This window comes from Gemmata palustris (genome assembly GCF_017939745.1).
GTDB classification, from domain to species: Bacteria; Planctomycetota; Planctomycetia; order Gemmatales; family Gemmataceae; genus Gemmata; species Gemmata palustris.
On the sequence record NZ_JAGKQQ010000001.1, the window covers coordinates 2832588 to 2846742 of the forward strand.

General features: G+C 67.3%; 12 protein-coding genes. 7 read left to right on the forward strand and 5 right to left on the reverse strand.

Annotated features, from left to right (window positions below; all coding sequences use genetic code 11):
• Positions 1-8: 8 nt before the first annotated feature.
• Positions 9-353, reverse strand: a complete 345-nt coding sequence (locus J8F10_RS11535) for a hypothetical protein (protein WP_210653968.1) — start codon at positions 351-353, stop codon at positions 9-11.
• A gap of 121 nt (positions 354-474) precedes the next feature.
• Here J8F10_RS11535 and J8F10_RS11540 point away from each other — a divergent pair, with 121 nt between their 5' ends.
• The 6 genes from J8F10_RS11540 (at position 475) to J8F10_RS11565 (ending at position 6977) form a co-directional block, all read left to right on the forward strand.
• Positions 475-1476 carry a DMT family transporter gene (locus J8F10_RS11540; protein ID WP_210653969.1) on the forward strand — a complete coding sequence of 334 codons (1002 nt, stop codon included), beginning with the start codon at positions 475-477 and terminating at the stop codon, positions 1474-1476.
• Between the two features lie 458 nt (positions 1477-1934).
• On the forward strand, positions 1935-2402 hold the full coding sequence (locus J8F10_RS11545) for an NUDIX hydrolase (protein WP_210653970.1): 468 nt from the start codon (positions 1935-1937) through the stop codon (positions 2400-2402).
• 113 nt (positions 2403-2515) lie between these two features.
• Positions 2516-3604, forward strand: coding sequence for a substrate-binding domain-containing protein (locus J8F10_RS11550; protein ID WP_210653971.1), 1089 nt, complete (start codon positions 2516-2518; stop codon positions 3602-3604).
• 134 nt (positions 3605-3738) lie between these two features.
• Positions 3739-5253, forward strand: coding sequence for a sugar ABC transporter ATP-binding protein (locus J8F10_RS11555; protein WP_210653972.1), 1515 nt, complete (start codon positions 3739-3741; stop codon positions 5251-5253).
• Positions 5250-6227, forward strand: a complete 978-nt coding sequence (locus J8F10_RS11560) for an ABC transporter permease (protein ID WP_210653973.1) — start codon at positions 5250-5252, stop codon at positions 6225-6227. The genes J8F10_RS11555 and J8F10_RS11560 overlap by 4 nt, the downstream gene beginning before the upstream one ends.
• Positions 6228-6584: 357 nt before the next feature.
• On the forward strand, positions 6585-6977 hold the full coding sequence (locus J8F10_RS11565) for a hypothetical protein (protein WP_210653974.1): 393 nt from the start codon (positions 6585-6587) through the stop codon (positions 6975-6977).
• A gap of 85 nt (positions 6978-7062) precedes the next feature.
• Here J8F10_RS11565 and J8F10_RS11570 read toward each other — a convergent pair whose 3' ends face one another.
• Together J8F10_RS11570 and J8F10_RS11575 are read right to left on the reverse strand one after the other, a co-directional pair.
• A complete protein-coding gene (locus J8F10_RS11570; RefSeq protein ID WP_210653975.1) occupies positions 7063-7938 on the reverse strand; it encodes a hypothetical protein in 876 nt (291 codons plus the stop codon).
• 19 nt (positions 7939-7957) lie between these two features.
• Complete coding sequence (locus J8F10_RS11575; RefSeq protein WP_210653976.1) at positions 7958-8893, reverse strand: hypothetical protein; 936 nt, start codon at positions 8891-8893, stop codon at positions 7958-7960.
• 566 nt (positions 8894-9459) lie between these two features.
• On the opposite strand from J8F10_RS11575, the gene J8F10_RS11580 reads away from it, so the two are divergent.
• Positions 9460-9717 carry a hypothetical protein gene (locus J8F10_RS11580; RefSeq protein WP_210653977.1) on the forward strand — a complete coding sequence of 86 codons (258 nt, stop codon included), beginning with the start codon at positions 9460-9462 and terminating at the stop codon, positions 9715-9717.
• Positions 9718-9848: 131 nt separating this feature from the next.
• On the opposite strand, the gene J8F10_RS11585 is transcribed toward J8F10_RS11580, so the two are convergent.
• Positions 9849-12791: a protein kinase domain-containing protein gene (locus J8F10_RS11585; protein WP_210653978.1), complete on the reverse strand. Its 2943-nt coding sequence runs from the start codon at positions 12789-12791 to the stop codon at positions 9849-9851.
• A 220-nt stretch (positions 12792-13011) separates the two neighbouring features.
• Positions 13012-14076, reverse strand: a complete 1065-nt coding sequence (locus tag J8F10_RS38700; RefSeq protein WP_246523194.1) for an ATP-binding protein — start codon at positions 14074-14076, stop codon at positions 13012-13014.
• Positions 14077-14155 lie beyond the last annotated feature (79 nt).

The window sequence follows — 14155 nt, forward strand, 5'->3', positions numbered from 1 at the left end:
CGCTCGCGTCAACCGATCTCGTGAATCGGCTCGTCGCCACGGGGCTTCGCCATCATGGGGCGGAGCAGAAACGGCCCGGTGTGCAGCCGCTCGATCGACCACGTGCCCTGAATGCTCCCCTCGCCGTCCGATTGGCCCACGTACAGCACGTTGTGCCTACCGAAATAGTGCTTCATCATCACCACCTGGCCGGTCGCTTCATCGTAGGTGCCGCTGAACGTGAAAACGCCCACCATGTCGCGCCCCTCACCGGTCACTTCGCCGCCCGCGAACCGGAGCGTGAACGGTGTCATCTGCTGTCGACCCACGTGTTCTTGCACCCAGAACCCGTCCCACCGACCCGACGGATACATCGCTGTCCCCTTTACCTGCTCCCGCGCGATCATCAACGCGACACGCGATCGCAGCGCCGATTGTAGCTGAAGCCGGTGCGGGCCGCCTACCCGGTTCGCCGAAGCGCTCTAAGGTTCCTGAATGAACCAGTCCGATGCGCGACCGTATGTGTGGATGCTGTGTGGTTCGTTCTCGTTCGCGGTGATGGCGGTCCTGGCCGAATACCTCACCCACCGGCCCAATACCTTCTGCGACTGGCAGACCGTGGCCGTGTTCCGCGCCGCGCTGGTCACGGTGTTCGCCGCGGTCCTCGCGTGGCACGCGGGGGTGCGCCTCGTGTGGTTCCACCCGTGGCGGTTGTGGGTGCGGAGCGTCTCGGGCAGTTGCAGCATGGTCGGCACGTTTTACGCCTTCGGTAATCTGCACGCCGATAACGTCGTCACGCTGAGCAACACGTTCCCGCTCTGGGTCGCCCTCCTCTCCTGGCCGCTATACGGTCAAGCGCCGGGGTGGAAGACGATGATCGCGATCCTGGCCGGAATCGCGGGCGTAGCGCTGGTGCAGCAGCCGCACATCGAGGCCGGGAACCTCGGCGTGTTCGCGGCGCTCGCGGCGGCACTCTTCACCGCGATCGCGATGCTCGGGCTGCACCGGCTCCACGACATCGACCCGCGCGCCGTGGTGGTCCACTTCTCCGCGGTCGCCACGGTCTTTTGCTTCGCGGCGTTCCTCATCACCCCGCGCGCGCAACCGCTCGATCGCGTACTCGAATTCGGCGTGCTGTTCCGGCTGATCGGTATCGGCGTCTCGGCGACCATCGGGCAAGTGTTCCTCACACTAGCGTTCGGGCGCGGCGCGCCGGCCAAAGTGTCCGTGGTCGGGTTGATGCAGATCGTGTTCGTGATGGTCATGTGCGTGTGGGTGTTCGATCGCTCTGTCAACGCGACCGCGCTATTCGGGACCGCGCTCGTGATCGCACCGACCGCGTGGCTACTCACGCGACCCAAATCAACGAGCGCGGTGAAGTTGGACGCGACGAGCGTGGACACCCCCGCCCTTCCCCACTCCGCTCCCCCCCGCGCCCCGGAAACCAAAAGTGGCAACGCGACACCTCCGCTCTCCACGCCCCAACTGCGCCCGTGAAGCGCCGCAATACATCCGTTTTGTTCGCCCCGAACACTGCCTCAGTTCCGTATCAACGCAGAGCTCGACTAACATTCGCTAACGTTTTCGGGGTCCAGGGGCGTGAGGCGCGAACACAGAGCACGAAACACTATGACTTCCAGTCTTTCAGCGTTTCCACGTGATCTGGCAGCACCACCAATTTGCTAACAACTGCTAACATTCTGCGACTTTCCACCAGCCTTTTGTTCCTATGGCGCAGTCCCACGAAACAGCCTACTCGCGCGCTCTTCAAGATTACCACATTTCAAATACGCATACAATTACACTTCTGAATTTTTGACCAGTATCAATTCGGAAATCGCATTCGATCTGACATAACATCGAACCCGCCCCTTGCGGCCCCCCGAAATCGGTGGTAGCGTGCGGTGTAGCCTCGCGAACAACCTCTCCGCCGCCGGGCGCTGGGGGAACCGCACATGCCACGCGCACCGATCCCGACCTGGTGTTTCGCCCTCGTAGTTGTGCGCAGGGGGGACCACTTTTTAATCGTCCAGGAGAGCAAGTACGGGCAACCCTGGTATTTGCCGGCCGGGCGCGTGGAACAGGGCGAATCGTTCGCGGACGCGGCCGTGCGCGAGACGCTCGAAGAGGCCGGTATCCCCGTCCGCGTAACGGGCCTCATTCGTGTGGAACACTCGCCCAGCCCCGCGGGGGCGCGGATGCGCGTGATCTACCTCGCCGAGCCCACCGACGACACCCCGCCCAAGACCGAACCCGACGACGAATCGCTCGGCGCCGCGTGGGTCACGCGCGACGAACTCGCGAAATACGCCCTCCGCGGTACCGAGGTCACCGAGCTGTTCGATTTCGTCGCGAACGGCGGGGCCGTCTACTCGCCCGACATCATTCAAGCCGAAGGCGTACCGTACCGGATCGGGCACTAACGGCCCTTTCGTGCCCCTTCTCTGGTTCTTCGCGCTTGCCACTTCGTGCGCGCCCGGTAGTTTGTAAACACCCTTTACGAAATCCGTCACTCTCCATCGAAACGGGTGCAACTGTGTCTGTACTCCTTCGCATTTCGGTCGTTGTGGGCCTCGCGGCCGTGCTCGCGTGCGTTCCCGCGTGCGGCAAGAAAGACGGCGCCGGCAAGATCAAGATCGGTGTCGTCACCAACTGCACCGCCGACTTCTGGAGCATTTGCGAGGCCGGTGCGAACAAGGCCGCCACCGACAACGGCGTGGAACTGCAGTTCCGCCAACCGGAGAAGGCGTTCGACGCGGCCGTCCAAATGCCCATCGTCGAGGCCTGGGCGAAGCAGGGGCTCAACGGGATCGCGGTCAGCGTCATCGATCCCGACGGGCAGACCGAAGACCTCACGCGGATCGCCAAGAAGGTTCCGCTCCTCACGATGGACAACGACGCCGACAAGACCGGGCGCCTGTGCTACATCGGCATCGACAACTACGAGGGCGGCAAGGCGGTCGGGCGCTTGGTGAAGAAGGCGCTGCCCGACGGCGGTACCGTCGGGGTCTTCATCGGCAGCACCAAATCGGCCAACGGCAAGGCCCGCACACAGGGCGTGCTCGACGAACTCGCGGGCCAAAAGGACGCGCCGGGCGTGAAGGGAACACACCCGCAGAAGGCCGATCTCGAAGTGCGCACCTACGGGAAGTACCATCTCGTGGACGGCGCCGCGAAGGAGGACAACGGCCCCGATAACGCGCAGAAGACCGTCGGGGCGGTTCTGGCCCGCGTGAAGGGCCTTCCCAACCTGTGCATGGTCGGCCTCTACGCCTACAACCCGCCGGCGATCCTCAACGACGCCAAGGCCAAGTCGATGGCGAAGGACGTCAAGATCATCGGCTTCGACGAGGACTGGGAAACGCTCAAGGGGATCGCCGCGGGCGAGATCGAGGCAACGGTGGTGCAAGACCCGTTCGCCTACGGCTACAAGTCCGTGGAAGCACTCGCGGCGAACGCGAAGGGCGACACCTCGAAGCTCGTGAAGGAGCCGATCCCCTACCGCATCGTGACGAAGAACGGCGGGGCAGACGAAACGGTCAACGGGCTGGTCGTGAAATTCCCGAAGGTCGCGGAATTTGAAGCGAAATTGCGTTCCGACATCGCTTCCGTGCCGAAGAAATAACGACAGCGCAGCGGGCGCCCGGTAGGGAACCCGCTCGGGATACCACTTAACGAATCGTGCCCGCACGAGTGCGCCCAGTGGCGCTCGTGTGGGCGCGGTCCGCCCGTCCGGTCTCGCACCTCCCGCACACTCTTATGCCCACACCCCGGATCACAGTCACGAACGCCCGCAAGCAGTTCCCCGGCGTCCTGGCACTCGACGGCGTTTCACTCACTCTCGCTCCCGGCGAAGTGCTCGCGGTCGTTGGCGAGAACGGGGCCGGGAAGTCCACGCTCATGAAGATCGTCGCGGGTGTTTACATTCCGGACGACGGTGAGGTGCGACTGGACGGGGAGCCGATCCGCTTTCGCGGCCCGGCCGAAGCCATTGCCGCGGGCGTCACGCTCATCCACCAGGAACTCAACCTCGCCGAAAACCTCACCGTCACGGACAACCTGTTCCTCGGGCGCGAGCTCACGCGCGCCGGGGCGCTCCGCGTTCTCGACCGGCGCGCGATGAACGAGCGCGCCGCAGCGCTCCTGGCCCGTGTGGGCCTGCCCGAATCACGAGCACACGTGCGCGTGGAGAGTCTCCCACCGGGCGAGAAGCAGCTCGTTGAGATCGCCCGCGCGCTGGGCACCGACGTCCGCGTCCTCATCATGGACGAACCGACGTCGAGCCTCACGCAGAAGGAAACCGAGCAACTGTATTTGGTCATCGACGCGCTCAAAGCGGCGGGCGTATCGGTGCTGTACATCTCACACCGGCTCGCGGAAGTGAAGCGCGTTGCCGACCGCGTGACCGTGCTGCGCGACGGGCGCAATGCCGGTGAACTGGCGAAAGCCGAGATCACGCACGACAACATGGTGCGCTTCATGGTCGGGCGCGACCTGAAGCAGTTTTACCCGAAGGTTCACCGCACCGGGACCGGGGGCGCGGCGGTGCTCAGTGCGCGCGGGGTGCGGTTCGCGGGTGGATCGGACACGCCGGCCAATTTTGAAGTGCGCGCGGGCGAAATCCTGGGGATGGCGGGGCTGGTCGGCGCCGGGCGCACCGAACTCTCGGAGGCCGTTTTCGGCGTGCGGGCGCTCGTCGCGGGCGAACTCTTCTTCGGCGACAAACCGCTCTCGGTCCGCTCGCCCCGGGACGCGATTGCCGCGGGCATCCTGCTCGTGCCCGAGGACCGCAGGCTGCACGGACTGGTTCTGGCCGAGGGCGTGGGCTTCAACCTCAGCCTCCCGAACCTCGACAAACTCGGTTCCCTCCTCGGCGTGAACCGGCGCGAAGAGGGCCAACTGCACCGCACCTGGATCGACCGGCTCCGCGTGAAGACGCCGAGCGCGGCGCAACCGGTCGGGCTGCTCTCGGGCGGCAACCAGCAGAAGGTCGTGTACGGCAAGTGGCTCGCGCGCGGGCCGAAGGTGCTCATCCTCGACGAGCCGACCCGGGGCGTGGACGTCGGCGCGAAAGCCGAGATCTACGCCCTGGTCGACGAGCTCGCCGGGAAGGGCGTCGCGGTGTGGATGATTACGAGCGACATGGAAGAACTGCTCGGCATGTCCGACCGCGTGGTGGTGATGCACGAGGGCCGCGTGGCCGGTGAACTGGCGGGCACAAAGTTAACGGAGGAAGCGGTGATGCGACTCGCGACCGGGGGAACAGCGACATGACGCGCATTCTGGGCGTGCTGGGACTGGTGTTGGTACTGTACGGCGCACTGTTCGCTTCACACGACAAGGCCGGCGAGGTCGGCAACCTGATCGACGTGGCGAACTACCAGGGTCAGTACGGCCTCATCACCCTCGGCGCGGCACTCGTCATCATCACCGGCGGCATCGACCTGTCCGTCGGTTCCGTCGTCGCGTGCGGCGCGGTCCTGTTCGGGCTGCTAACGACCCGCGGTACGCACCCGTACCTCGCGGTACCGATCGTCGTCGCGTTCGGCGCGAGCGTCGGCCTCGTGAACGGGTTGCTCATTACCCGGCTCCGGCTCCAGCCGTTCCTCGTCACGCTGTGCGGGATGTTCATCTTCCGCGGGGTGGCCCGCTTGCTCGGCGACACGGTGAGCATGTCCCGCGTCGCCCAAGCGCAACCCGAGTTCGACCCGGCGCTCCGCACCCTCCGGTACGTGCTCATCGGAAAAGCCCCGACCGACGGCGAGCTCCTGTTCCCGGCGCAGTTCGCCCTCCTTTTGGTCCTCGCGGCGGTGATCGGGTTCTTCCTCCACCGGACCGCATACGGGCGCTACTGGTACGCGATCGGGCACAGCGAACTGGCCGCGAAGTACGCGGGGGTGAACGTGAACCGGCACCGGCTGGTGGTGTACGTCGCGTGCTCGGCGCTCGCGGCGCTCGCGGGAACACTTCTGTTTCTCAATTCCCCGTCGGTGCAGTCCGACAACGCCGGCCTCGGCTGGGAACTCTACGCGATCCTCGGGGCCGTGCTCGGCGGGTGCAGCCTGCGCGGGGGCGAGGGCACCGCGGTCGGCATGGTGCTCGGCGCGATGGTGCTGCCGATCATCGAGAGCATCGTCAACTTCCGGGGCGACAAGAGCGACGTGATCCCCGCGGTCGTCGGCGTGACGCTGCTGGTCGGCACCATCGTGGACGAACTGATCCGCCGGCGCTCGCGGGTCCACAGGTAGCGGCGCCGTGCCCGAGAACCCGTTCGACAAGAGGTGGAAGCGGCGCGCGGAGCAAGACTCCGCGCGCCAGCGCCGATCGAAGCTGGGCGCGGTCCGCGAGTGAGTGACAACTGGTTGTCACTTAAACCGGTAAACGCTCGCGCCGAGTCTCAATCCGCTCGATTTCTTGCGAGTCCGCGCGTCGAACGCTTGCTTTCCCCGCGCGCCGTGTCTACCATCATGCCCATATCACCACGACGGTTCGGCGTGGGAGGTCACACGTTGCGGGCACCCAAAGGGCGGGCACCCGCGGGTCCACGGCCGGGCGCTCCCGGCGCACGCACGGACGGCGGCCCCGCACCAGGACGGAGGCGACTCATGGGGAAAAAGAAGGTGGGCGCCTCCGCGGTCTCACTCACCTCGCTCCGGGCGGCGCGCCTGTACCGCCTCCTCACCCTGCTCCGCAACGGTCCCCAAACCCGCGCCGCGCTCCTCCGGCGCCTCAAGCTGGACGTCCGCGGGTTCTACCGCGACCTCGAGTCCCTTCGCGCGCTGGGCATCGAGGTGAACGTCGGGGACGACACCAAGTACACGCTCGAGGGCGAAGTGGACGCCGCGCTCGCGAAGCTGCCGTTCCCCGACCCGGGACTGAACGTGCGCGACGCGCTCCAGCTCTCCGTCGGCAGCTCTTCCGCGCACCGCAAGCTGAAGCAGCGGGTCAATTCGTTCCTCAACGGTCCGCGTGGGGGCGGCCCCAACAAGCCGCGCTGAAAAAGAAGTGAGGGCAGAACGCAGAAGGCCGGAGGCATTAGATCCTCCGGCCTTCTGCGTTCTGCCCCTCACTCACCATCCCTCACTACTTTTTGAACTGCTTCCGCATGGTGCGGACGTTGTCCTGCACGGCGATGGGCAACTTCGAGCGGAGCAGGTTCGCCCCGTCGAACCACCCGGTCGGCTCGGCGAACACGATGTGCTGCTCGACGAACAGCGCGCCGGCCGGTTCCGCGAGTTTGGTGACCTTCAGGTACACCGCGGCCCCGCCCCACGGGTTCGCGTCGCCGACCTTCGTCTGCCCGCCGGCCTTCGTGATCGAGCGCCACTGGTTCGGGAACTCCTTGTCGTCGCGGAACCGCGGATCGATCTCCGCCGCCGCTACGACCGATTCCCCGTTGCGGCTCCACATCGCGTGCCCGGTCGCGGTGAGGCGCACCTTCTCCAGGAAGTCGAACTCCACCGTCCCGTAGCCCTCGCGCTTCTCGTCGCCCTTTTTGATCTCGATCTTCCGCTTGGCGAGGTCGGCAGGGGCCAGCGGGCCGCCCTTCCCGCCCCCGCTCGTCTTGCCCGCGCCCACCAGTTTGTCGAGGAACTTGTCGTCCTCCAACTGCTTGAAATCGCCGTACACGACGAACCACACGTCCACGGCCCGTGCCGGCGCGGCCTTGTCCCCCGATTCGAGGTCGCCGATCTTCAGGATTTGCGGGGCCACCACGGAATCGCGAACGAACTCGTCGTAGCTGTAGTCGGTGCCGATCACCGACTTGATAATCTCCTTCTGCTTCGCCGCGGTCAGCCCGTCGGCCATCGTCGGCGCCGGGAACTTGGCCTTCGCGTTGGGGCCGACGTCGAGCCCCGGGTCCATCAGGCGCTTGAACAGCGGGTTTTGCTCGTCGTGTTTGTCCGCCGCGGGTTGCGCCGGGGCGAGCGCCAGTGCAGCGAGGAGTATCGCGTTCATGGGAGAATCTTCCTGAAAATTAGGGTCGCGGGCCGGCCGCCATCTGCCGCAAACCGGCTTCGAGGGCGCGGGCTTCGTCGGGCGTGAACTTGGTCCTCCCGACCAGTCCGCGCAGTTCGGGCGGGACCGCCATCTCTAACCGAAACGGGGGCAACTTGTCCACCGCGAACGACAGGTCCGAGGGGATGTTTCCCTTAAATTCGTCGGGGTCGGGCACCAACTCCGCCTCGTCAATGCAGTTCGGTTCGATCCGCACCGCGCGGGTCGGGTCGCCGCACTCCCCGCCGTCGCCCCCGAGGAGCCAGAGCAGCACGTCGAGCGCGCCGGTTTTCGTATCCACGAGCAGCGCGTACCGGTACCGGATCGTCCGGTGCTTGTCCCCACATCGGGCAATGACCGGCGTGTCCAGAAGTGCAAACGACGGACCGTGAACCGGGATCAGTGCCCGTTTCTGAATGCGGTACCCGGTGTCCAGAACTTGCCGCTTGATCGTGTTCATCTCGGCGCCGTGTTGCTCCGCCGTTTCTGACGTGATGACCACGTCGCGCCCGTTCGCGTTCGTGCCCAATCCGAGCCCGATCGCGCGGAGCCGGTACCGCGCCTGGGCGCCCTGGTGCTCCCGAACCACGTCCGCGGTGAACGCGGTGAATATCCACGCGACCATGCGCACGGTGAGATCGCGCCCGACGATCGGGAGGCTCGGCACGCGCCCCACCTCGCTCGGTCTCACGCGCGGCAAACTCTTGATGACGAGGTGCGACCACCCGACCGGCGCGGCGCGTTCAATGACCGTGCCCGGTGCGATGGTTTCGGGCGCGGAGGCGCTCACGTCGTACTCGTCCACCCACGCGGGCGGCGCCGAGTTCGGGCGCAGAAAGCGCAGGGCCGCGCCGCCCGCAATTAGTGCCGCGAGCGCGACAATCGTGAGAGCCAATAACACCTTCCGGAATCGCATGTTCCCCTCGCACCGAGTGCGAGATTGAAGATACGCACGCGCGGGGAATCGAGAAGCAGCATTCTCAGCGCTCGCACAATCGCTACGCGCGTCACAAACAGAAAATCGAACCAACGTCACTTCCGATGCCACAAAGTCATTCGATTCCCGGCGCCAGAAACTCACCGGCCGAAGTTTGCCGCGTTACGGGTCGCGTCGTATTCTGAGCACCGCGACGAACCGGCCCGCGGTAGAACAGAAATCGGCGCGGTGCCGAGAAAATTACCACTTCAGGGGCCGTCTCCGCCCGGCCCTGAGTGCGCAATACCTGACTATTGCGGAACCACTTTTTCATCATCTCGGATCATATCTGTGCCGAGATTTCTGGTGCAGTAGAAAATGGTTGGGATCGGGATCAGAAATCTCTTTTCACCCATGAACATTGCTTTGAGAAAACTCGTATCTAAGTAGAAATTCCACTAGTCAAGGAATTTGGATCACGACAAAATCACGTGTGAGTTGACTCGCTCCCGTTAACTCACCCCCCAGACGACCTCTGGGCACCCCCTCAACGCAGAAAGGTTTCCATGAGCTTCCGCGCCCGTCTGTCGGTGTTCGCACTCGAGCAACGCGAGAACCCGAGCGTCCCGGCCCTCGACCCGATCGGTGGCGACGCGCCACCGCCGGTCGCACCGCCCGCGCCGCCGGTCATTGTCACCATCATCGACGCGGGCGGCGCGACCGGCGGTGGCGTAACCACCCCGACCACCCCGATCACCCCGCCCCCCCCGACCGATCCGCTGCTCGGGAACAACAGCATCTACAACATCCCGCTCATCCCGTGATTGTGAACCCGCGCGGGCGCGGAGCCGCTCCTCCCATCCGGGCGGCGCAACGGGCCTGAAACGCGAACGACCCCGACCAGAGGGATCTGGTCGGGGTCGTTTTTTTGTCGAGCTTGTCGGGCGGGAAGAGCTTACTTGATGAGGCTATCGGCCGCGGTGCGGATTCCCTGGAACTCTTGGGACTTACGAATCGGATCGAGGTCCGGGTCCGTGCCCAACCCGTTGAGGTTACTGTACCCGTCGCGGATGGCCTGGCGCAAGAACTCGAGCGCCTTCGCCTTGTCCCCCGGGTTCGTCTTCGAGGTGAGCGAGTACACGCACGCGGCCTGGAAGGTCACTTCGGCGTCGTCGGAAAGTAACTGGGCCTGCTCCATCTCCTTGTGCGCGTCCTCGCGCCGCCCGAGGCGGGCGAGCACGACCGCCCGGCCCGAGCGCCCGATCGCGAACTCCGGGTAGAGCTCGACGACCCGGGTCGCCGCCGCGAGCGCGCCCGCCAGGTCCTTGTCCTTCATTTTGTCGGCCAGCACGTGGGCCTGGTTCTGGAGCGCGACCAGCGACCGCGGGTTGAGTTCGGTGGCACTGCGGAAGTCCGCGAGCGCGCCGGCCGGGTCGGTGTTAATGCGCACCGTTCCGCGGACGAGGTAGTCCGCTTCGGTCGCCGCGGTGAGTTCGCTGGCGGCCCCGCGGTCCGCCTTCGCGCCGACCGGGTCGCGCCCGTCGCGGGCCGCGGCGCGGAGCAGGTGAATGTGGAGCGGGGACGCGCCGCGCTCGAGCGCGCTCGTGTAGTCCTTGTCCGCGGCCTCCAGTTTCGCGCGGGCCGCGGCGGCCTTGCCCGGGCGCATCTCGTCGAACTTCGCGAGCCGGTAGCGCGTCAACCCGCGCGCGCGGTACGGTTCCGCATAGTTCGGATCGAGGTCGATCGCTTTGGAGAACTCGGCCTCGGCGAGCGCGGGCTTTTTGCAGGTGCCGTAGATCGCTCCGCGCTGGAGCGCCGGGCGCGGGTCCTTGGGGAGCAGCACGCGGGCCACGTCGTAGCGCTCGAGGGCGCGGGTGTACTGGCCGAGTTGCTGGCGGCAGTACGCGAGGCAGAACTGCGCCGCGCCGTGGTCCGGCCGGTCGGAAATCGTGCGGTCGAGGAGCGGGATCGCGGTGGCGTAGCGCCCGCTCATCAGACCGAACGCGGCCTCGATAAAGTCCGCGCGCCCGCCGGCCACTTTCGCCGGGTCGGGCACGTCCTCCGGGGCGCCGAGCGCTTCGCCGGCCAGCGGCGCAATGCGCGCCGCTTGCCGATCGAGGAGCGGGGGGACCGCGCCCGCGTCGAAGCAGGTGCGCGCCGCGCGGTTCAGCTTCCAGGCCCGCGCCGCGAGCTCCCGGCGCTCCGATTCCGGGCGCGCCTCGGTGCTCTGCAACCGGGCCTGCGCGAGCAGGATCAGCAGCTCGCCCAGGTCCGCGTTCAGTACGCCGCGCTCGGCCTCGGTGAGTCGACTCACCTCGGGCCGCTTCTGCCAGTCCGCGTCGCCGGGCAGCCCGTAGGCCGCGAGCAGTTCTTCGGCCCGCTTCGCCCCGCGCTCGCGGGCGGTCGGGTCGCCGGGCAGGATCAGGTCGAGGCGCACCGCGTCGAGCGCGGCGCGCGTGGTGCGGGCCTGCTCGACGGCCCCGGTCCGGGCCGTGGCTTCGGCGCGCTGGTGCAGAATCCCCCCCAGCCCGAGCGCCAGCCCGATGAGCCCCGCCGCCATCAGGCGCACGGTCAGCCCGGGGTTCCGCCGGCGCCACTTGCCGAGCCGCTCGGTGACCGAGGTTTCGCGCGCGTACCGGAGCGGCAGGTCGTTCAGGTGGTGCTCCAGGTCGGTCCGGAGCTGTTCCGCGCTCTGGTACCGGTCGGCGGGTTCCGGGGCGAGGAGCTTCCGCACGATGGCCTCGACCGCGGGCGACACCGCCGGGTTCAGCGCGCGGACGGCCGGCGGACCCGCGCGGCGCGCGGCGACTTGCGCGTCGACGTCGCGCAGGCCCTTCTGGGTGGGCACGAACGGCACGGTGGTGGTGAGCATCTCGAACGCCATCACGCCGAGCGCGTACAGGTCGGTGCGCTGGTCGAGCGCGCCCGCGCCGCGGTTCCGCATGTCGAGCAGTTGCTCGATCGCCATGTACGGCATCGTCCCGCCGACGAGTTCGCGGTCCGGGCGCGCGGCGTCGAACGACAAATTGAAGTCGAGGAGCATGGGCTCGCCGGTGTCGGCGAGGAGCACGTTGGCGGGCTTCAGGTCCAGGTGCAGGATGCCGCGTGCGTGCGCGTGCGCGAGGCCCTCGGCGAGTTGCGCGAGCACCTGCACCACCGCGCGCGGGTCGCCCACGATGGGCGGCGGCCCCTCGGAGTCCCAGGTCCAGACGGGCACGCGCGGGGCGCTGGTGCGCCCGTCGGAGGCCGGAACCGATTTGGACTTACTGTCGGTGGTGACCGTCGTGCGCGCCGCCCGGGTCGTCGAGGTCCTCCGGCCGGGCGCCCGCGCGGAGTTTTCGGACCGGTACACCCGGAGCAGGTCCGCGATCGTGACCCGGCCCAGGTACGGCATGCAGAGCACCTGCACGGGGCCGTCGTTGTGGACCGAGTACACGGGCACGACGTTCGTGTGCTGGAGCCGGGCGAGGCGCTCGGCCTCGCGCGTCGGGCGCAGCGTGACTTTGAGCGCGACGGGCCGGTCCGCCAGGGCCTCCTGGTGCGCGAGGTACACCCGCGCGAACGCCCCGCGCCCGAGCTCGCCCACGAGTTTGAACCCGAGAACCGTGTCCCCGACGCGCGGGGGCCGGCGCGCGCCCGGGGGCGCCTCGTCCCCGTCGTCCCACTCCGAGCTCCAGTCGGAGGCGGGCAGGTGCGCGCCGCCGAACGGCAAACTCGTGAGGGGCGCGAGGCGCCCCCGCGGCGGCGGCGTCACGGCCGGGAACGCTTCGGCCATTGCGGGGTGGGCCGCCGGAACCCGCATCGTCGGCTGGTTCTCCGGCCCGGGCGCCGCGCGCGCCGGTTCGGGTTCCGGGACGAACCTCGGATCGGTGTTCGGAAAGACCGTCGTGGAATGCACGGGCAACTCGGGCGAAAAACGGTATGGGCGGCAGTCGGATTCCACCGTCCGGAACGACCCGCGCGGGGGCGCGGGTTGTAACGAATACAATTCCGTACTTGCCCTGTAGAACGGAACCGCCCCGCCGTGGGAAGAAGCCGGGCGATTTTCGCGAGAAGTTCTTTCGCAAGAAATGAAAAAGTCGGCCCCGTTGCGCTCGGACCGAAATTCGCGCGAAACCTTAGACCGCGCCCGGGTCGAGGAGGTCGCGAACGAGCCGCGTCAGCACCTCGGCCGTGAACGGCTTGTGAAGGAAGGTCGCGGTCGCCTCCGCGAGCCCGCGCTCCACGAGCGCGTCCTCCGAGTACCCGGACACGAACAGGATTTTGATCCCCGGGCGCAGCGGGGCCACGGCCTGGGCCAACTCGCCGCCGCTCATCCCCGGCATCACGACGTCGGTGAGGAGCATGTGAATCGGCCCGGGGTGCGCGCGGGCTAGGTCCAGAGCCTCGGGGCCGGAGGAGGCGTCGAGGACCGCGTACCCCTTTTGCGCCAGGAGCATGGTAATGACGCGCCGCACCCCGGCATCGTCGTCCGCCACCAGGATCGTTTCAGTCCCGCGGTCCGGGCGCGCGGCCCCGTCCGGCCCGCGATCGGGCAGCGGTTCGATCACGGGGAGGTACACGTGGAACGTCGACCCGCGCCCGACGGTGCTGGCGACATCGATGTCGCCCCCGGACTGGCGCACGATGCCGTAGACGGTCGACAGGCCCAAACCCGTGCCGTGGCTCCCCTTGGTCGTGAAGAACGGCTCGAAGACCTTGCTCTTCACCTCGTCGGTCATCCCGGTCCCGGTGTCGGTCATTTCGAGGACCGCGTACCGGCCCGGCTTCAGACCCGGGACCGGCGGCGCGGCCCCTTCGTCGAGCCGCAGGTCAGTGGTACGAACGGTGAGCCGGCCCCCGCGCGGCATCGCGTCGCGGGCGTTCAGGGCCAGGTTCATCACCACCTGGGTGAGCTGCGTCGGGTCGGCCATCACCGACCCGAGGAGCGGGTCGGTGTCGGTTGCGAACTCGATGTGGCTGCCGAGCAGCCGGCGGACCATGCCCCCGACGTCGCGGAGCACGCCGTTCAGATTGAGCGCGCAGGGGAGCAGGATCTGTTTGCGGCTGAACGCGAGGATCTGCCGGGTGAGCGCCGCGGCGCGCTCGCTGGCGGCCTTCACCTCCTGGAGGTGCTCGCGCACCTCGGCCGGGGGGAGCACCCCGGAGAGGATCAGCTCGCTGAACCCGCCGATCACGGTCATGATGTTGTTGAAGTCGTGCGCGATCCCGCCCGATGGCTTCCATCTTCTGCGCCTGCCGGAGGTGCTCCTCGAGGCGCTT

Bases quoted from the DNA above. Each gene is read 5' to 3' on its own strand.
- J8F10_RS11575 (WP_210653976.1), bottom strand. From the start codon at position 8,893: ATGCGATTCCGGAAGGTGTTATTGGCTCTCACGATTGTCGCGCTCGCG.
- J8F10_RS11545 (WP_210653970.1), top strand. From the start codon at position 1,935: ATGCCACGCGCACCGATCCCGACCTGGTGTTTCGCCCTCGTAGTTGTG.
- J8F10_RS11535 (WP_210653968.1), bottom strand. From the start codon at position 353: ATGTATCCGTCGGGTCGGTGGGACGGGTTCTGGGTGCAAGAACACGTG.
- J8F10_RS11555 (WP_210653972.1), top strand. From the start codon at position 3,739: ATGCCCACACCCCGGATCACAGTCACGAACGCCCGCAAGCAGTTCCCC.
- J8F10_RS11565 (WP_210653974.1), top strand. From the start codon at position 6,585: ATGGGGAAAAAGAAGGTGGGCGCCTCCGCGGTCTCACTCACCTCGCTC.
- J8F10_RS11560 (WP_210653973.1), top strand. From the start codon at position 5,250: ATGACGCGCATTCTGGGCGTGCTGGGACTGGTGTTGGTACTGTACGGC.
- J8F10_RS38700 (WP_246523194.1), bottom strand. From the start codon at position 14,076: ATGACCGTGATCGGCGGGTTCAGCGAGCTGATCCTCTCCGGGGTGCTC.
- J8F10_RS11540 (WP_210653969.1), top strand. From the start codon at position 475: ATGAACCAGTCCGATGCGCGACCGTATGTGTGGATGCTGTGTGGTTCG.
- J8F10_RS11580 (WP_210653977.1), top strand. From the start codon at position 9,460: ATGAGCTTCCGCGCCCGTCTGTCGGTGTTCGCACTCGAGCAACGCGAG.
- J8F10_RS11570 (WP_210653975.1), bottom strand. From the start codon at position 7,938: ATGAACGCGATACTCCTCGCTGCACTGGCGCTCGCCCCGGCGCAACCC.